Genomic DNA, 18,986 nt, shown 5'->3' with positions numbered 1-18,986 from the left:
AGCTGTTTTAATGTGATTGCAAATTTGATTTCCCAGTGGCAACTAAAGTTTCAAAGCGCGTATTTTTACTTTAGTCGCATTACGCTTAACGCCACTTGGTTTACCTTAACACCTGACTGCTTGTTGAATTAACAAGCGGTCTTTACTTTTTTGTGTGAACAGTTATGTCGTTACTTGCTTTATTTGGTGCCCTAGAAAGTGGTCTAATCTATGCGTTAGTGGCTTTGGGCGTATACATTTCATTTCGGGTGTTAGATTTTCCAGATTTGACCGCGGATGGTAGTTTTCCCTTAGGCGGTGCTGTCGCAGGCGTGGCAATCATCGCGGATGTCAACCCTTGGCTGGCTTGTATCTTTGGTATGCTTGCTGGGGGTGTTGCAGGTTTAGTAACGGCTTGGCTACATGTCAAACTTGGTATTTTACAGCTGCTCTCCAGTATTTTAGTGATGGTCGCGCTGTATGCCGTCAATTTACGTATTATGCAAGCGCCAAACTTGGCGTTGCTCGGTGAGCCAACGATATTTGGCGAACTGGTGACTGATAGTAACGGCTATTGGATGCGCTGTGTGGTGATTGGTGGTGTGGTGATTGCTGCCAAGTTTTTCTTGGATTGGTTCTTTAGCACTGAGATGGGCTTGGCGATGCGGGCAACTGGCTCTAACCTTAGAATGTCACAAGCTCAAGGGATTGCTACCTCTCGTAGCATTTTGTTAGGTATGGCGATTTCTAACGGGCTGATTGCGCTTGCTGGTGCGATTTTTGTGCAAACCCAAGGCGGTGCCGATATTTCTATTGGTGTTGGTACCATTGTGATTGGTCTTGCTGCCGTTATCATTGGTGAGACCATCATCCCTGCCAAAAAAATGCTGTGGATTACCCTATCTGCTATTGTCGGGGCGATTCTTTATAAATTCTTTATCCAAATTGCGTTGTCAAATGATACTTTACGTGCGATTGGTTTTGGTCCTCAAGATGTTAACTTAGTCACCGCACTGCTGGTGGTGATTGCTTTAATCCTACCAAAAATCAAATCAAAAATTTTAAGCAATCGCCATAAGCATGCCGCTTAACTTGGTATCAAAGAGTTGATTTTAACTTTGGCACTTAACAACTTATAAAGTAAAAGTAAAGTAAAAGGACAATGCCTTATGATGAACGCAGACAATCTACGATTGACCTTCAATCCTGGTACGCCCATTGAAAACCCTGCCTTACGTGGTATCAGCCTGCGTATTGAAGCAGGTGAATTTGTCACGGTCATTGGTACCAACGGCGCAGGTAAGTCGACGTTTTTAAATGCCGTCGCTGGCACGATTCGGGTCGATAGCGGCAAAATTACCTTAAACAATATTGACGTCACCAAAAAATCTGCCCACCAGAGGGCACACTGGGTAGCGCGCGTTTTCCAAGACCCAATGGCAGGTACTTGTGAAGCCTTAACCATTGAAGAAAACATGGCACTTGCTTACAAGCGTGGCGAATCGCGTTTTTTAAAAGGCGCATTAAATCACAAAAACCGTGAAATTTTCCGTGAAAAACTGGCGATTTTAAAATTAGGGTTAGAGAATCGACTCACTGACCGTATGGGTTTATTATCAGGCGGGCAACGCCAAGCGGTTAGCCTATTAATGGCATCCCTGCAGCCGTCAAAAATTTTACTACTTGATGAACACACGGCTGCCCTTGACCCAAAAACCGCCGCTTTCGTCTTGGAACTAACCGATAAAATCGTGCAAGAAAACAATCTCACTACCATGATGGTCACTCACTCCATGCAGCAAGCGCTCAATCATGGCACGCGCACCGTCATGCTACACCAAGGGCAAGTGGTACTAGACGTATCAGGCGATGAACGCAAAGGCATGACTGTCCATGATTTACTCAATATGTTTGAACGCACCCGCGGCGAAGTGGTAGAAGATGACAGCTTAATTTTGAGCTAACTTAACTGGGCCCAATCAAATAAGATGGGTTAAATAAGATGGGTTAAATAGAATAAGTTAAATAAACCCTAGCACTTAACATGATGAAGATGGATAACATAAGTTATCCATTTTTTTACACACAGTGATAAATTAATTCTTCATAATAACACTGGATAAGCAAGCAGTGCCAATACTGCTATTTTTCTCAATTTTAATTATAAAAAACAATATCCTTTGAGGTCACTATGTTTGATTTAAAATCACTTGTTACGAAAGCTGTCGAAGACAAAACGTTAAATGTCAATGAATACATCTTTATGCCAGAGCGCGTCGATATGATGGTAAAAGATGGACGGTTAAGCTGTGTACTAAACACCAATGGTAAAGTTGATTTTATTTACCATAAAAGTGGTATTACCGAAGTGCGTTCAGGTCTACGTAAAAGTCCGTTTACCTCATTTCGCAATGAACTTCACTATGGGGTATATGATGATGTGGTGGATGAAGTGATTGAAGCGGTTGAAAAAATCATTGGCAGTCAATCCAAATACTTTAATTTTGCGGCTGATGCAGAATAAAAAAGTCAATTATAAAAAAGCTGAAACATTACTTTTCAGCTTTTTTTATGTCTTTTATTTATAGATGATTCCTTTATTTATAGAGAATTAAAGGCGCTATCAATCGCATCATCTAATCGCTCAACCGCGATGATTTTGAGACCTTGATATTGCTCTAATTGCGTTTTGGGGGCATTGGCTTTGGGTACAATCGCATGGGTAAAGCCATGTTTTACCGCTTCTTTTAGACGCTCTTGACCATTGGGCACAGGTCTGATTTCACCCGATAGGCCTACCTCACCAAATACCGCTAGGGTATAAGGTAAAGGCTTTTCCTTGATGCTAGACGCACAGGCCAATAAAACCGCCAAATCTGAACCTGTTTCAAGCACCTTAACCCCGCCTACCACATTGACATACACATCTTGCCCATTGGTTTGGATACCGCCATGACGGTGCATGACTGCCAGCAACATAGCTAAGCGCTGATAATCTAAACCTAGTGCCATGCGCCTAGGTTGTCCTTGCGATTCATCCACTAGCGCTTGTACTTCAACCAGTAGCGGTCTGGTACCTTCACGGCTAACCATGACCACTGAGCCTGCAATCGGTTTATCATAACGACTTAAAAATATCGCCGATGGATTTGCCACTTCTTTGAGTCCTGCGTCCGTCATGGCAAAAATGCCCAACTCGTTGACGGCACCAAAACGATTTTTTACCGCACGAATCATTCGAAAACGGCTGTCCGATTGCCCTTCAAAATACAGTACCGCATCCACCATATGTTCTAGCACGCGAGGGCCTGCCAGCGCCCCTTCTTTGGTCACATGCCCGACCAAAAATAACGCTGTACCCGTTTGCTTGGCATAGCGCGTCAGAATCGCCGCTGATTCACGAATTTGACTGACCCCGCCTGGTGCGGATTGGATAGCTTCGGTAAACAAAGTCTGAATTGAGTCAATGATGGCGACGGCTGGTTGCTCTTGGGTCAAGGCCTGGCAAATCATTTCAACATTGGTTTCTGCCAATACTTTTAAGTTGTTATTGGGTAGCCCCAAACGACTAGCCCGCATCGCCACCTGTGACAACGATTCTTCACCGGTAATGTACAGCGCACTTCCGGCGAGACTTTGATTTTCTGCCATGTGAATCGCCGTCTGTAGCAAGATAGTTGATTTGCCAATACCCGGATCACCCCCAATCAGCACCACAGAACCTGCCACCAAGCCACCGCCTAACACCCGATCAAACTCACCAACACCCGTTGGTAGCCTAGTATCGAGCGACATAGGCACGGCATTAAGTGGCATGACGCTCGATTGTTCGCCCGCGTAGTTGCTGGCTTTTTTGGTGACAGGTTTATGATGTGGCATGCTGACCGTCGGCGCTTCGACAAGGCTATTCCATGCGCCACATTCGGCACACTGTCCCGACCATTTGCCGAAATTTGCGCCACACTGTTGGCATACGTAGGATGATTTTGATTTTGCCATAGATTCCAATTTGCAAAGAAAAATTAAAGAATAAAGAAACTTAAAGCGTATTAGTGGTGGTGAGAGGGATAAACTATGCTATGCAATGAAATTAGGTATAGCGAGCTATGTTTGACACACAAGTTTTGACACGCAGGATTGCTGTTATTTGTGACTATATTTATGGGCGACTAGGTCATAAATCCAGTAAAAAATAAACCCATACACCAAAATAAGTAGGGTCAACGAAATATCGAGCAAAAACGCTTGCCACAGACCAATATTCATCACCCACATGACCAGTGGTAAGGTAAAGCCCAACAAGCCACCTTCAAAACCCAGTATATGCAGTACCCGTAGCCATAGCGGTCGAGCCAGTTTTTCACCGGTAAAAAATTTATCAAACAATAAGTTATAAATAAATGTCCAAATCATGGCGATGAGCGAAATGCCAATCAGCAACGCCAATATACTTGCGTTATGCTGAGACTCACTACCCGTAAAGCCAAAAAAGCTGAGTAATTTTACCCAGCCTAATGATAGCAGTATGGCGATTGTCTCAAATAAAATCGCTTGCCAGATGCGTGCTTTGGTTGTCATCACGTTTTGCCTTGAACAATCTTACTAAACTCTGCTTGCTAGACCATGAAGTTTTCACCCAAGTACACTTTACGTACCAACTCATTGTCTAAGATATGCTCTGGTGTACCTGCCGCAATAATTTGTCCTTCACTGACAATATAGGCATGTTCACAGATAGCCAAAGTCTCACGTACATTATGATCGGTGATGAGTACGCCGATACCGCGCTGTTTAAGCTTAATGATTACCTCTTTGATATCGCCTACCGAAATCGGGTCGACTCCCGCAAAAGGCTCGTCAAGCAAAATAAACTTGGGGTTTGAGGCAAGGCTGCGGGCAATTTCACAGCGTCTGCGCTCACCGCCTGACACGCTCATCCCTAATGAGTGGCGCACATGACCCAAATTAAATTCCCCAATCAGCTGCTCAAGTTGCTGCTGCTGCCCCGCTTTATCTAAATCTGTGCGAGTCTGCAAAATCGATAAAATATTTTCTTCAACAGTTAATTTGCGAAAAATTGATGCTTCTTGCGGTAAGTAGCCAATGCCTGATGCGGCGCGCTCGTGCATGGACAATGCCGACAAATCCCGATTACCGAGCTGTATTTGCCCTTTATCCATATTGACCAGACCGACGACCATATAAAAGCTGGTAGTTTTGCCCGCCCCATTTGGACCGAGTAACCCAACCACTTGCCCTTGTTCTACGGAAAAAGACACGTCTTTAACCACCCAACGCTTGCCATAGCGTTTGGCAAGGTGCTGCATGATCAGAGACTGGTTGGATTGCGGTTGCGACATAATAAATCCTAGAACTAAACAATGGCAATGAACAAAGCGAAAGCAAGTTAAACAATACTAGCGATTGCGAACGCCAACACGGTTGCTCGCTTGTGGCGGAAATACCAGCTCAACACGTTGGTTATTCCCTGCTTTTGCCTCAATATCACCCACTTTTAGACTGTAATGGATAACATTGCCAGAAAAACTACCGCCATTTTGGGTCAAGCGCGCATTACCCGTGAGGGTGACGAGCCCTGTTTTGACGTTGTAATCAATTCGATTTGCCTGACCTTTCGCCAAACCCTTCTCTTGTGTCACAATTTGTTGGATAGTGGCAGGACGCCCGGTTGCGACTGCACTTTCAATAGCACGGGTTGGCGTCAAATTGACGGTTAAATTATCCGCAGCCATTTTGAGCGTGCCTTGGGTAATGGTAACGTTGCCTGTATAGCTTGTCACCCCAGAGCGCTCACTGTACGTCGCTTTATCTGCCAACAACCGAATCGGCTCATTGGCGTCTGATGGCAGGGCGTTTGCCACGTTCGATGCCGCAAGCATGCCAGCAACTAACACACCGCCAGCCATTATTAATTGTCGAGTCTTCACCACAATCATGTTAAACCTTTTATATAAAAATTTTAAAATCAACAATATAGATTAAATTAGCACCGAAGTTAAAGATTTTTGATACTCACTTAAATCCCGTCAACATCATACTGTCTTAACAGTAGCCACTCTACTCCATAGAGATAGGGTTAGCTACTGTGCAGGTTGAATCATCACACTCACTTGTCCAAAACCGTAATCACCCGTTGCCAAGTCACCACTAAATTGTTTGGCATCAAACCGATTATTCCCATGGATAAAGGTCAGCGGTTCATTAGTCATCACTGTATTATTGACCAAATCACCGACAAAGTTTTTACCTATCATTTTAACAGGCAAATTCAACATACTGGTATTTTGGGTGAGCAACGGAACGCTAGTTAAGGTCACGTTACCTATCAGTTTGGCAATCTGCTTATTTTCATCTAATTGTGCTTGGTCAGCCACCAAAGTTACTTCACGCTCATTTTTTGGACGGATAACAATCTGCGGCTTGGACATCACGGCAGTATTAGCATTTTGGTAATGGGTCACCTGCGCCGCTGTTAACTGATAGCCAACACTACCTGTTTCGGTCGTTTGTAGTGCTTTGATTTGCTCTGCTTGGTAATCAATATCGGTCGGTTTGAGTGACACTTGGGTCAAGCGAGCATCGTTTTGCGCATAAAAATAGGCCGATACGATAATAAATAGTAAGCCTAAAATAAATAGCGTTTTTGTTGACACGATTGCCACCTAACATTGCCAAAAAATTTGATAAAAACGGACGTTACCACACTAAACCGCATACGCAAATCACTTAAAACAAATTGCTTAAACTAAATCACTTAAAATAAATCACTTTCAAAAAAATCACTTAGAACAAATCCCTTAGCATAAGTCCCTTAAACCAAGTTATATAACCTAAATCACATAACTGGCCAAAATATCATCGTAATGACCCGTTGCTTTTAATATCAAATCACATAACTCACGAACTGCCCCTTGTCCGCCTGAGCGTGTGGTAACCATATCGACCCGTTTGATGACTTCGCCATTGGCATTTGCCACGGCTACAGCAAACCCGACGGATTGTAAGGCTTTGATATCTGGCCAATCATCACCGATATAAGCACATTCTACTAGCGAGATACCAATATTAGCTAACAATTCATTGAGCGCCGTCAATTTGTCTTCCCGCCCTTGCACGAGATGGGTGATTTTTAATTCTTTGGCACGATGAGTGACAATGTCGCTAGTACGACCGGTTATAATGGCAGTTTGAATCCCTGCTTGGTGAATACGCTGAATACCAAAGCCATCTTGAACATTAAAGCTTTTGGTTTCAACCGTGTTGGCATCATAGATAATTTTTCCATCGGACAATACACCATCCACATCCATAACCAATAGTTTAACGTTTTTTGCTTTAGTGAGCAGACTTTGCATGACTTTATCCTTATTATTGTAAGCCTAGTTACTTTAAAAGTAGTTATTTTAAGCCTATTAATTCACACCCGCATGCAGTAACTCGTGCAAGGTCAAAATACCCGCCAAAGTCTTATCATCATTAATGATTAATAGCTGATTTATCTTTTGTTCATTCATTAATGTGAGCGCATCAGACGCACGAACATCAGGATTGACGGACTTTGGATTGGTTGACATCACCTCACTAATCTGCGTATCAAGCCCCAATTGGCGCGCTAAGCTACGGCGCAAGTCACCATCGGTAAATACGCCCACGACTTGATTGTTCGCATTGGTAATCACCGTCATCCCCAGTCTACCACCCGTCATGCTAAACAAAGCTTCATTAAGCGTCGAATGCTCATCAATGGTTGGCAGGTTATTTACATGCATTAAGTCTTTTACTTGAGTTAATAATTTGCGACCCAATGCCCCTGCAGGGTGCGATAAAGCAAAATCTTCTGAGGTAAAATGCTTACTATGCACCAGCGCCACCGCTAACGCATCTCCTAGCGCCAAAGTAGCTGTGGTACTTGATGTCGGTGCCAAACCAAGGGGACAAGCTTCTTCAGACGCCCCTAAAGTCAAAGCCACATCGGCAGATCTTGGCAAAATACCGCGTTTGTCACGGCTGATACTAATGAGCGGAATGCCCAGTTTTTTTACCACAGGCAGTAACGTGCGGATTTCATCTGACTCACCTGAGTTTGAGATGCCAATTAACACATCACCTTTGACCAACATGCCTAGGTCGCCATGACCCGCTTCACCAGGGTGCATAAAAAAAGACGGCGTTCCCGTTGAGGCAAAAGTCGCTGCAATTTTGCGACCAATAAGCCCTGACTTACCCATGCCTGTCACCACCACACGCCCCTGACAGTTTTCAATCAAATGGCAAGCAGTCACAAATCGTTCATCTAGTTGTTCAATCAGCAAATCTAAAGCATGTTGTTCTGTTTTGATAGCGTCTTTGGCATGCTTTAAATAATCAACCGATGCATCCAAGATAATTCCTCACTAATTTTTCAAGATGGCTGTTGGTGCGCTTTTTTCGGGCACTTATCTTTACGCGGTTATCGCTATCCGCTTATTCGGGCGTTTAATAGTTAGCATAAACAATCTTTAAAGCTAAAAATTTAAAATTTTTTAAAGTCTGATTATCATAGCGTAATTTCAGCCAATATTCACGGGATAAGTCCGAAAATACATATTTTGACAACATTTCATCGAATTTATATTAACAATCTACGCATTGCTAAATCAGTTCCAAATACACTATAAATGATAAGCTATAAAAGCTATAAAAAATGGCGAACACTGATAGGGTTCGCCACGTAATATCATGTTTGGAATTTAAAAATTAATACTTGTCTTCACCATTGCCGTTTGCATCATCGTCAAAATTGGCATCGTCTTTGGTAGGCTCAAAATTCATATTGTCGTAGCCGCTATCAAAACCACGATCAGCAAAACCACTGCGATCATACGGTGCTTGCGCAAATCCTGTACGCTCCTGCGGGTAGCCACGTTGGTCATTGTCATAACCGCCCCCATCAAAACCGCGATCGCCAAAGCCACCACGATTAGCAAACCCTGTGCGATTTGCGCCGTAGCCTGATTGTTCAAAACCGCCTGCTTGACCAAAGCCCATTTGGCTAGATTGACCGTAGCCACTTGCCCCTGGCATTGGCGTAGCTGAACGTGGATTACGGGCTGGTACTACCGTTGAAATGGCGTGTTTATACACCATTTGGCTAACGGTGTTTTTAAGTAAAACAACGTATTGATCAAAAGATTCGATTTGACCTTGAAGCTTGATACCATTGACTAAAAAAATAGACACTGGAATACGGTCTTTTCGCAAAGAATTTAAGAAAGGGTCTTGTAGCGTTTGACCTTTTGACATAGGTTTCTCCCAGAAATAAACAGAAAGTTAGTTAAATTATTATATTTTTAGACGACTTTTTAATTATACCTTAAAATGACAGCTTACTAGCTTAACACGGATTGTCAGAGCTATACTAAACAAGTACTCAAATAGTATCAGCCAAGCGTAGCACTGCTTTTAACTTGTTTTTATTAGCAGCGTTCTTGCCTGATCAATAGTTGTCAAGGGTGTTATATCAAACCGCTCAACCAATTGTTGTGTACTTACTAGCTTACGCATCCATGTATATTGGCGTTTTGCTAGCTGCCTTGTAGCATATAATGCCTCATTTTGCATAGTTTGTCTATAATCTTCAATTGGGGAGCTGTGCGTGTTTAGTAAAAAATGCGCCACATTATCATGAAAATTTTCTTCATTATTATCATGTGTAAACACTGTTGTATTTTGTATTTTTTCTAAAAAATCCCAAGCTTGCCGATAGCCAACGCAGCGCATAGATGGCAGATCAGCCGTAAGGTGATACTGTTGTCGCAGCGCAATCACTTCCTGCAAAAAGCCTTGTTGCCACATGATATCTAACCGAAGTGCGATACGCTTGTGTAACCAATCACGATCTGGCATCACGGCTAAAATTTGCCAACGCTGATGTGGATTGTCGGCTAACGCCCTAGCGGGCTGATTCTGCCAAGCGCTTAATGGCTTACCTGTTTGCAGATAAATTTCCACCGCTCTGCCAATTCTTTGGGTGTCTGTGGTTTTGAGTTGCTTAGCAAGGATGGGATCTACTTGGGTCAAATAAGCATGTAGCTGTTCAATCCCCTGCTCAGCGATCAGTTGGGTGACTTGTTGGCGAATCTCTGGCAAGGTTGCTGGGATATCATTGATACCTTGAATCAGTGCCATATAGTACATCATCGTTCCACCCACTAGCACAGGTGTTTTATTTTGCTGATGAGCAAGATTGATATGATAGTCCACATCGCTGACAAACTGGGCAACGCTGTAACTTTGCTCAGGACTAATGATGTCAACGAGCGCATGTGGATACTTTGCCAATTCTTCACGTGTCGGTTTGGCAGTCCCGATATTCATATCCCGATAAATCAAGGCAGAATCTACCGAAATAAGACGATATTTGCCTGTTTCGTAGAGTTCGTATGCCAACGCTGTTTTACCGCTGGCAGTAGGTGCTATAAGGCAAATCACGTCTTGTTTATCGGCTGTTATCATAGCTTATTCTGGAGATGACTGGGGATTAGGTAAATGCGACAGCAGCCATTGTAGCATGTCAGTTTCACTGACTCGAATGGCATTATCGGCAATGTGGGTAAAATCAGCTTGATTCAAATAAGATTGAACATAGGCTTTATCATCACTGTCTATATGATGATATTGTAAATCAATCAGATAGAAATATCCTTGCCAAAAAATTAAAGCAAAAGTTTGATGCTGGTTTTCACATTGATGCTGTCTTTCAAATTCATGCTTGTTTTCAAATAAGGTTACTAGCTGTATCGAGTCGCTATCCGTTACCCTATCGACAGCACCCTTTATTGCTAGCTGATTTCCCATCTGGATTCCCAGCTGATAAAGCGACTGATTTTCGGCAACATGGGTTAGCTCATGGGTGGCGTTGGGTTTCTCACCCGTCTTTATCTCACCGGTCTTTATATACTGAATGGACGTAGCTTTACCCGCAGGCAAGTTTTGAAATTTATCGACGTTACTGTCATCAGTTTTTGTCACGCAAGCTTGCCGTTGCAGGGTATTTAACTCAGTCATTTTAGGCTGCAATTGCTCTAGCATATGCTGAGACAACCAAGCTAATATATTGGTCAATGGCTGGATTTTGACTTGTTGTTTACTTGGGTGAATATTGACATTTATCCACTCGGCAGGCAGCTCAAAAGACAACGCATAGCCCATTTGTAGCGAATTGTCGATGCCAATCCCTAGATTGCGACCCACTTTTTGTATGGCTTGGCTAATCGCCAAATCGCTGACCAAACGATGATTGATATAAATCAGTTTTGGCAGATTATTTTTATGCGCGATAAAAAACCAGCCGGTGACTTGGGCACTTAAATCCTCTGTCTGTGCTTGTAAACCTTGCAGCGATACATAAAATGGCTGTGCAATGTCAGCCAATGGCAAATTTAACGCTTGTTCAAGCCGCGCCAAACTAAACGCGGGCAAAAAAGGCAATGCAGCACCCTCTAAATTTTGGTGAGAGGCTTGGGCTGACTGCGTTAAGCTAAAACGCAGCTTGTCTTGATGATATAATTCAATCTGCACATCAGCAAAACTAATCGCTAATCGTTGTACGACTTGTTCAATATGGGCAAATTCTGTGGCGATACTTTTTAGGTGCGAGCGTCTGCCTGGCACATTGAAATACAAATCGCGAACGCTGACACACGTGCCGCGATGTTTTACGATAGGACGAATAGTAGCTTGGCTTACCTCACTACCGCTCACGCTCAGCTGCTGCCCTATACCGCTGTCGTTGTGACTACTGGTTAATGTCAGATGCGATATCGCTGCAATGCTCGCTAGTGCCTCGCCGCGAAAGCCTAAACTATGAATACCAACCAACTCGCTGACATTAGCAAGTTTACTGGTGGCATGGCGAGTGACTGCAAGCGTCATGTCATCAGGATGAATCCCCATGCCGTTGTCACTAATTTGAATCAACCCAAGCCCGCCTTGTTCAATATCGATTCGAATATGCGTAGCGTTGGCATCGATAGCATTTTCAATCAGTTCTTTGACCACAGAAGCAGGGCGCGTCACTACCTCGCCAGCGGCGATTTGGTTGATAAGCAGTGGGGATAATTTATGAATACGGTTGTCAGGCAAAACTAATCGTCACTTCTCGTTGTTGGTCATCCAGGCGTTTGATATCAAGGGTGGCATTGGGCGGTGTCAGATAGCCTGCTGCACGACTCGCCCACTCAATAATCACCAAACTATTTTGCTCATCTTGATATTCATAAAAACCGATAAATTCCAATTCTTCAGGATCATTGAGACGGTATAAATCAGCATGGTAAACCGGCTTAATTGTACCATCGTCCTGCGTAATACGATAAGGTTCAACCAGGGTAAAAGTCGGGCTTTTTACCGCGCCTGTATGCCCCATTGCCTGTAGCCAATAGCGGGTTAATGTTGTTTTGCCCGCACCCAAATCACCCGACAGCCAAACGCTACCGGTTAAATTCATTTCGGCAAGCTCTTTAGCTAAGGCTTGGGTGTCGGTTTCGGATTTTAAGAGGATAGTTTTATTCATGTCGATTTTCCCAGCTTGCCCATGTTTGTCCTGAATCAAAAATCGTTACAACAACCCCATCAGATACCAACAGCTTAGTCAACTTGTAAAACCACTGTCGGATTGACAAATTTTTCGCCTTTCTTTAATTTGTCATACATCAAGGGGTCATGCCATTCGGCTTTTACTTGCTCGCTAAATTCAAAATCACCCAGCGTCAGCGCGCCCATTTGGGCATTATCGACATCGTCTTCAAAGCACTGTGCATAGCCTGTCGCTGTTTCGTGGGCGATGACGGAATACACTTTGACATCGGTTTCGCCATTTTGCATTTGGGTTTGTTTTAAGATTTCTCTTGCCCAAAAAAATACCACGCGGCTAAACTGCTCTGCTGAGGGCGAAACAGGCAAACTAATCCAGCGCGCGCTAAATTTTTTACAGGCGTCAATATAGTCGGGGTCATCTTTATCCCAAAAACAAATAGCATGATCAAAACTATCAATGATGTCTTTAATCGATGATTTTAACAGCCCAAAATCATACACCATTTGCCCGTGATCGAGGCGGTGCGCTTCTAAAATCAGCTCGATTTGGTAACTATGCCCATGAATCGAGTACTTGCAGCGATCGGAGCTACAATTGCGCACGATATGGGCATTTTCAAATTTAAACAGCTTTCTAATTCTCATAATAGGATTCGCATTTTTTTAGCAGTAATAAAGGTTTCAATGCTGACTATTATAAAGCTATTGGCCAAGTTAAGCGAATTTTAGTCATGTGCGAAAATTTGCCTACCTAAATTTACCCATAACATAAATAAAAAATCTCGTCACATTTAAGACAGTAACTCACGTCTTAAATCGCTAACTGTGCTAATATAAAAACTTGGGGATAGACAGTTATTGTTAAAAAATGAGTTTTTTTAGCTGGCTCTTTTTTATATAAAGTTTTGTTGATATAAAGTCTTGTTGATATAAAGTGTTATTGATACAAAATTTTGTTGGCATAAAGATAAGCGCGGTGGAGATAAAAAATGATGATTAGAGTATTGGTCGTTGACGATCATGATTTAGTCCGCATGGGTATCGTACGGATGTTGTCAGATAGCCCTGATATTGATGTGATTGGTGAGGCTGCCGATGGTGAAACCGCGATTATCAAAACCAAACAATTAAAGCCCGATGTGGTGTTACTTGATGTCAATATGCCTACCATTGGCGGCTTAGAAGTCACTAAGCGCCTGCTGCAAACCGATAAAAACACCAAGATTTTGGCGGTCAGCTCTCTAGTTCAGCAGCCCTACCCATCCATGCTCATCAAAGCGGGGGTGAGTGGCTATATCACCAAAGGGACACCGCTTGATGAGATGATTAAAGGCATCAAAAAAGTCCACCAAGGCGGGCGTTATTTTAGTGCCGATGTTGCCGAGCAGCTTGCTGATATTTTATTCACTGACAATTCAGAGTCGCCATTTGATGCGCTAAGTGAGCGAGAAATGCAGGTGGCGATGATGGTGGTCAATTGCAAAAGTCCACAGCAAATCGCCGATCAATTGTTTGTAAGTGTCAAAACAGTCAATACCTACCGCTATCGTATTTTTGAAAAGCTTAATATCGACAGTGATGTCAAACTTACCCATTTGGCTATGCGTCACGGTTTGATTCAACCGTAAATCATGATTACCAATCCTGCGTTTTCATCGCTATTTGATAAGCCAAGCACCCACGATAAAACCAAAAAAATCGGTAACGTCTACAATGGTTACCGCATTATTATTGCTATCTTTTTTTCCTTTAGTTTTATGTTGGCACTAAAAAATGCCCAGCATGACTATTGGGTATTGATTAATCTTTTTCCCACTTTTTTCTATTTTTTGTTTAGTATTGCTTTATTTATTTTGTATTATTTTTATCCCAAAAATCCGCTGTTGATGGTCGGGCTAACTGTCGATGCGCTGGTACTCACTACCATGTTGTATTTTAGCGGTGGTAATGATTTACAAGTGATTTTGCTGTTTTTGGTGCAAGTTGCGGCGGCCTTTATGTTGGTGCGCTCCAACCAAGCTATTTTGCTTACTATTTTTGCCATCACGCTGGTTATTTATCAGCAGTTTTATCAAACCTTAAAAAGCGATGTTAACTACGCGCTGGTTAATAACGTGGCTTCGATGGCGATTAGCTTTATCGGGGTGGCTTATTTAAGTTATACGTTATCCAAACGGCTTAAACAAATTGAGCTGCTCTCTGAGCGCCAAGTCAATGAAGTCAATGCGCTAAATGCCATCAACAATAAAATCGTGCAAATCATTGACCAAGGCGTGGTAGTACTATCCCACGATTTAGAAATTTTTATCGCCAATGATACCGCACTCGAACAACTACATCTGCCCAAGGCCCTTGATAATTTTAATTTACTAGACATTTCCCCCTTATTAGCCGCAAGACTTGCACCCATCATCCAAGAGCCTGAAGCAACTTTAATAGTGCGGCTCGGCGCAGCGACTGCTAGCACACCTTTGGCCGTTGGCATTGAGCCTAATAACCAAAGTTTTAATGACCTACGGCTTCGTATCGCCCAATTAAGACAGCAATATGCCATTATTTTTATTGAAGATTTACGCCATGAGTTTAGCCGTGCGCAGCAGTTAAAACTTGCGTCACTAGGGCAATTATCCGCCAGTATTGCCCATGAGATTCGTAACCCACTGGCAACCATTAGCCAAGCCAGCCAATTATTAATGGAGGAAATTAATGAGGCTGACAGCGCCTTATCCGACGATAATATCTTGTTATATGAGATGATTTACCACCAAACGATTCGGGTCAATAAAATCATCGAAGATGTGCTTAAATTATCTCGTCAGCAGCGCCCTAATTTTGTTTATATTGAACCCAAAACTTGGCTAAACGATTTTATACAAGAAAACTTCAGCGGCCATGATATTTTTCTGCACTGCCATACTGACAAAGGCTTTATGTTTGATAACCATCAGCTAGCACAGATTTTGGTCAACCTCATCAATAACGGGCTGCGTTTTAGTAGCAAAACCCAGCCCCATGCTTTTGTCACCCTTCAAGTGTATGAATCTGGCAAATCTATTCATATTGATGTGATAGATACGGGTCATGGCGTTGCCAAAGAAAATATTCAGTATTTATTTAATCCGTTTTTTACCACAGATAATCAGGGCACGGGTCTGGGGCTTTATTTGTCGCAGGCCTTTTGTCAGGCAAACTATGCCAATCTAGAATATGCGCCAAGTGAGGGGCAAACTTGCTTTCGGATGATTTGTCAAACCAAAACTTTACCGTCTGTCTAAAATATCTTTGTAGCTAAAATTTTTAATTGAATTTTTTGGCTAAAGCATTCATATTACAGTAAGTTTATCGATATCAATTTAGCAAAATTGTCGGGAATTTGAGTGTATATGTGTTCACTTTTTTCCATTTTTTCAGTACAATGTAGCGTAAATGATTAAAAAAATACATGTCGTATTTTGATCATCCTCAGGACATTTATCTCTATGGCACAACCTCAATCTTTTGAAAACGCGCCCATTAATTGGATCCCTGCGTTTGTCTTAATTAGCACGCCTTTGGCGGCTTTATTGATTGTACCTTATTACTTGTGGACACATAGCGTCAGTTGGCAAGTTTGGGCAATTTTCGCATTCTTTATGGCTTGGAATGGGTTAAGTATTACCGTCGGTTATCACCGTTTATGGTCACATCGTACTTACCAAGCGCATCCGATTGTCAAATGGTTCTTTCTGATTGGCGGCACCTTAGCTGTTCAGGGCTCAGTATTTGACTGGTGTGCAGGACACCGTTTGCACCACCGCCACGTCGATGATATCTATCAAGACCCCTACTCTGCCAAGCGTGGCTTTTGGTTTTCACATATCGGGTGGATGCTCAAAAACTACCCAAGCGGCCACTATGACTACAAAAATATCCCGGATTTAAAAGCTGATCCTGTGTTAGTGGCGCAAGATAAATATTATGCTCTGTGGATTTTATTAGCCAATATTGGCTTGCCAGCGTTGTTTGGTTGGATGGTGGGTGATGTTGCGGGTACCTTAGTACTTGCAGGGCTACTGCGTTTGGTATTAAGCCATCATTTTACTTTCTTTATCAACTCGCTTTGCCATATGTTTGGTACCCGTCCTTATACCGATACTAATACCGCGCGTGATAATCCGATTCTGGCCATTTTCACTTGGGGCGAAGGCTATCATAACTACCATCACTTTTTCCAATACGACTATCGCAATGGGGTAAAATGGTGGCAATATGATCCTAGCAAATGGATTATTTATGGCTTGTCAAAAATCGGTTTGACTTGGGATTTAAAACGTGTCCCAGATGTTACTATTCAGCATGCGCAAACAGAAATGGCATTCAAACGTGCTGAGAAAAAAGTTGCGACTTTTTCAGGGAATTTAACCAGCGATTTCCAAGTGATAAAAGATCGTTTAAACAGTGAACAACAAGCCTTTAAACAAACGATTGCAGAATGGCAAGCGTTAAAAACGCAAGCCATTGAGATGAAAAAAAATGAGTTCGCCCAGCGTATTCATGAAGTTGATGATAAGCTAAAAGACCAGTTTAGTGGCATCGAGGATAAACTTCGCAATCATGCTCAACAAATTGAAAATTTGGTTAATCATTTAAAAGGCAAACATGTTTGATTAAAACATGAAAATGTTTAAAGGTTGACTGTGTCAAAAAAGGTAGGATAAAGTCCTACCTTTATTATTTTTATGGTTTTGTTGGGTACCGATTAGTCTTGTAACGGATAAGAGGGTGAAAATGGGTCTAACAATTCAATCAATCGGCGTTCATAGCACTGTCCACGCCAAATAAAATGTACTTTTGCATCACTAAAGGGTTTATCATCAAACCACAAAAACACCCCTTCCATCATTTTTGGCCAATCATCCCAGCTAATTTCACCCACGCCCATCATCACCGCTAAAAACGCTGACAATAGCGTATCATGACTAACCGCCAGTAATAAATGCCCGTGCTTTGGCTGATGCTGAAATAAAAGCGCTAATAAATCCAAACCGCCTTTATGTGGCGCTTTAATCCCTGCCATGTCGCCCGCCAAAAAACGATTGATAAAGTTTAGCGCACCAATTTGTTTGAATACCTTACTCACTTCTTCATGGTCCACGACCAAACTACCCGGCTCTACCAACAGCGATTGGTGCGACACATTTCTAGAGATGCCAGCACCTGCTTGCATTAAAACTGCGGTATCAATACAACGTTGTATCGGGCTACTGATGCTATCTACATCCATCGAGTAATCTAAGTTGGCAGCCAACCAACGCCCCCAAGACTCCGCCAACACTCTGCCTTTTGGTGTCAGTGGTAATGCATAACTGGCAAAGCCATTTTTATCTGACATTTCGCGCAATGAATGACGGGTAAATAAGATTAATCGCTCATTTTTTGGCAGTAGCTTAACCGAGTCAATCATACTGGGCGGTAAATGAGCAGGCATGGTGTTGATTGAATTAGACATTTAAATACGCATTCCTTATATCTTTTTATCTTTGCACCATAAATTGATACTATAAATTGATGAGGTCAAAAAATTTAAGCGATTAAATGGGATGTTACTGGGGGAAACTTGCCAATCATACCATGACTTCAACAACTTTATGCCAGTCAAAAACTATCCCGGTACTACTGATTTCATTGGGGTAGGCTCTGGGATTGACAATAACACGTGTATGACCTTGCTGATAATCAAAGGCTTCATGGGTATGTCCATGCAGCCAAATATCAGGCGCAAAGTCGCGCTGTAACCATTCGCTCAAATCAACGACAAATCCCGCATTACTGGGAAAATTGGCATATTTTGGCGCGATAGATAATGGGCTAATGCTGTGATGTGTCATGACCACAGTGGGCATAGCATCTTTTTGGCTTTGTTTTAAGGCATTTTGCAACCATGCCCTCTGACGCTGATGAATAGATACGGTATCTTGGGGCGTTAACAGTCGGTTATCATAATAAATCTCGCGATAATCGCGCATAAACTGCTGAGCAATCTCCAACGTATTATCTTGTGGTTGATATTGATAATCCGTCCAAAGCGTTGTACCAATGATTCTAACACCCATAAATTCAAAGCTCGCGCATTGTAAAAAATGTACTTGCGTATCTTGCGTCAATGCCTTTATCTGCTCATCGAGAGTAAGAATATTATGACCAAAATACTCATGATTGCCCACAATCACAAAAATTGGTTTCTCAAGTCGCTTTGATTCGCCGATGAGCCATTCGATGCCCAAAAGCCCATTGGATGTGTCGCCCGCTACTAAAATAGCATCGGCGTTTGTGTAAGGGATTTCACCAATGGGCAAATCCCTTCTTGCATAGCTATCAATATGTAAATCACTTAACACTTGAAAACGTACTGGCATACATGACTCGAAATG

Annotated in this window: 20 protein-coding genes; 6 read left to right on the top strand and 14 right to left on the bottom strand. The window is 42.5% G+C overall.

The window, feature by feature from the left end:
- Positions 1–164: 164 nt before the first annotated feature.
- From RTS10_RS07690 to RTS10_RS07680, 3 genes are all read left to right on the top strand, one after another.
- Positions 165–1,070 (top strand): ABC transporter permease, encoded by a 906-nt coding sequence (locus tag RTS10_RS07690; RefSeq protein ID WP_050324121.1) that lies wholly within the window; start codon positions 165–167, stop codon positions 1,068–1,070.
- Positions 1,071–1,148: 78 nt separating this feature from the next.
- Positions 1,149–1,943, top strand: coding sequence for an ABC transporter ATP-binding protein (locus RTS10_RS07685; RefSeq protein ID WP_036593505.1), 795 nt, complete (start codon positions 1,149–1,151; stop codon positions 1,941–1,943).
- Between the two features lie 227 nt (positions 1,944–2,170).
- A complete protein-coding gene (locus RTS10_RS07680; protein ID WP_007116343.1) occupies positions 2,171–2,503 on the top strand; it encodes a hypothetical protein in 333 nt (110 codons plus the stop codon).
- A 77-nt stretch (positions 2,504–2,580) separates the two neighbouring features.
- Here RTS10_RS07680 and radA read toward each other — a convergent pair whose 3' ends face one another.
- The 12 genes from radA to RTS10_RS07620 all read right to left on the bottom strand — a co-directional run bounded on the left by radA (position 2,581) and on the right by RTS10_RS07620 (position 13,221).
- On the bottom strand, positions 2,581–3,978 hold the full coding sequence (radA, locus tag RTS10_RS07675) for a DNA repair protein RadA (RefSeq protein WP_138019017.1): 1,398 nt from the start codon (positions 3,976–3,978) through the stop codon (positions 2,581–2,583).
- Between the two features lie 144 nt (positions 3,979–4,122).
- On the bottom strand, positions 4,123–4,557 hold the full coding sequence (locus RTS10_RS07670; RefSeq protein ID WP_312523112.1) for a PACE efflux transporter: 435 nt from the start codon (positions 4,555–4,557) through the stop codon (positions 4,123–4,125).
- A gap of 38 nt (positions 4,558–4,595) precedes the next feature.
- Positions 4,596–5,339 carry an LPS export ABC transporter ATP-binding protein gene (gene lptB / locus RTS10_RS07665; protein WP_312539852.1) on the bottom strand — a complete coding sequence of 248 codons (744 nt, stop codon included), beginning with the start codon at positions 5,337–5,339 and terminating at the stop codon, positions 4,596–4,598.
- A 57-nt stretch (positions 5,340–5,396) separates the two neighbouring features.
- Positions 5,397–5,906 carry a lipopolysaccharide transport periplasmic protein LptA gene (lptA, locus tag RTS10_RS07660; protein WP_115304596.1) on the bottom strand — a complete coding sequence of 170 codons (510 nt, stop codon included), beginning with the start codon at positions 5,904–5,906 and terminating at the stop codon, positions 5,397–5,399.
- Between the two features lie 174 nt (positions 5,907–6,080).
- A complete protein-coding gene (gene lptC / locus RTS10_RS07655; protein WP_007975572.1) occupies positions 6,081–6,653 on the bottom strand; it encodes an LPS export ABC transporter periplasmic protein LptC in 573 nt (190 codons plus the stop codon).
- Positions 6,654–6,830: 177 nt separating this feature from the next.
- Positions 6,831–7,355 (bottom strand): KdsC family phosphatase, encoded by a 525-nt coding sequence (locus tag RTS10_RS07650; protein WP_312113932.1) that lies wholly within the window; start codon positions 7,353–7,355, stop codon positions 6,831–6,833.
- A 57-nt stretch (positions 7,356–7,412) separates the two neighbouring features.
- Positions 7,413–8,381, bottom strand: coding sequence for a KpsF/GutQ family sugar-phosphate isomerase (locus RTS10_RS07645; RefSeq protein ID WP_312539851.1), 969 nt, complete (start codon positions 8,379–8,381; stop codon positions 7,413–7,415).
- A 355-nt stretch (positions 8,382–8,736) separates the two neighbouring features.
- On the bottom strand, positions 8,737–9,282 hold the full coding sequence (gene hfq, locus RTS10_RS07640) for an RNA chaperone Hfq (protein ID WP_036593488.1): 546 nt from the start codon (positions 9,280–9,282) through the stop codon (positions 8,737–8,739).
- A 159-nt stretch (positions 9,283–9,441) separates the two neighbouring features.
- Complete coding sequence (gene miaA / locus RTS10_RS07635) at positions 9,442–10,494, bottom strand: tRNA (adenosine(37)-N6)-dimethylallyltransferase MiaA (protein ID WP_312539850.1); 1,053 nt, start codon at positions 10,492–10,494, stop codon at positions 9,442–9,444.
- Between the two features lie 3 nt (positions 10,495–10,497).
- Entirely contained in the window at positions 10,498–12,123 is a 1,626-nt protein-coding gene (gene mutL, locus RTS10_RS07630) for a DNA mismatch repair endonuclease MutL (RefSeq protein WP_312539849.1), read from the bottom strand.
- Entirely contained in the window at positions 12,116–12,553 is a 438-nt protein-coding gene (gene tsaE, locus RTS10_RS07625) for a tRNA (adenosine(37)-N6)-threonylcarbamoyltransferase complex ATPase subunit type 1 TsaE (protein ID WP_007116355.1), read from the bottom strand. The genes mutL and tsaE overlap by 8 nt, the downstream gene beginning before the upstream one ends.
- Positions 12,554–12,627: 74 nt before the next feature.
- Positions 12,628–13,221 (bottom strand): 6-pyruvoyl trahydropterin synthase family protein, encoded by a 594-nt coding sequence (locus RTS10_RS07620; RefSeq protein WP_062334414.1) that lies wholly within the window; start codon positions 13,219–13,221, stop codon positions 12,628–12,630.
- A 347-nt stretch (positions 13,222–13,568) separates the two neighbouring features.
- Here RTS10_RS07620 and RTS10_RS07615 point away from each other — a divergent pair, with 347 nt between their 5' ends.
- The 3 genes from RTS10_RS07615 (at position 13,569) to RTS10_RS07605 (ending at position 17,222) form a co-directional block, all read left to right on the top strand.
- Positions 13,569–14,204: a response regulator gene (locus RTS10_RS07615; RefSeq protein WP_036603711.1), complete on the top strand. Its 636-nt coding sequence runs from the start codon at positions 13,569–13,571 to the stop codon at positions 14,202–14,204.
- Positions 14,205–14,207: 3 nt separating this feature from the next.
- On the top strand, positions 14,208–15,851 hold the full coding sequence (locus RTS10_RS07610; RefSeq protein WP_312539848.1) for a sensor histidine kinase: 1,644 nt from the start codon (positions 14,208–14,210) through the stop codon (positions 15,849–15,851).
- Positions 15,852–16,055: 204 nt separating this feature from the next.
- On the top strand, positions 16,056–17,222 hold the full coding sequence (locus tag RTS10_RS07605; RefSeq protein WP_050324109.1) for an acyl-CoA desaturase: 1,167 nt from the start codon (positions 16,056–16,058) through the stop codon (positions 17,220–17,222).
- A 92-nt stretch (positions 17,223–17,314) separates the two neighbouring features.
- On the opposite strand, the gene RTS10_RS07600 is transcribed toward RTS10_RS07605, so the two are convergent.
- Both RTS10_RS07600 and RTS10_RS07595 read right to left on the bottom strand, forming a co-directional pair.
- On the bottom strand, positions 17,315–18,064 hold the full coding sequence (locus RTS10_RS07600) for a histidine phosphatase family protein (protein WP_099807786.1): 750 nt from the start codon (positions 18,062–18,064) through the stop codon (positions 17,315–17,317).
- 115 nt (positions 18,065–18,179) lie between these two features.
- Positions 18,180–18,971, bottom strand: coding sequence for a metallophosphoesterase (locus RTS10_RS07595; RefSeq protein ID WP_312539845.1), 792 nt, complete (start codon positions 18,969–18,971; stop codon positions 18,180–18,182).
- Positions 18,972–18,986 lie beyond the last annotated feature (15 nt).

The sequence above is a fragment of the Moraxella sp. CTOTU47616 genome (assembly GCF_032017465.1).
Lineage (GTDB): Bacteria > Pseudomonadota > Gammaproteobacteria > Pseudomonadales > Moraxellaceae > Faucicola > Faucicola tetraodonis.
This window is presented reverse-complemented; position numbering and strand designations above follow the sequence as displayed.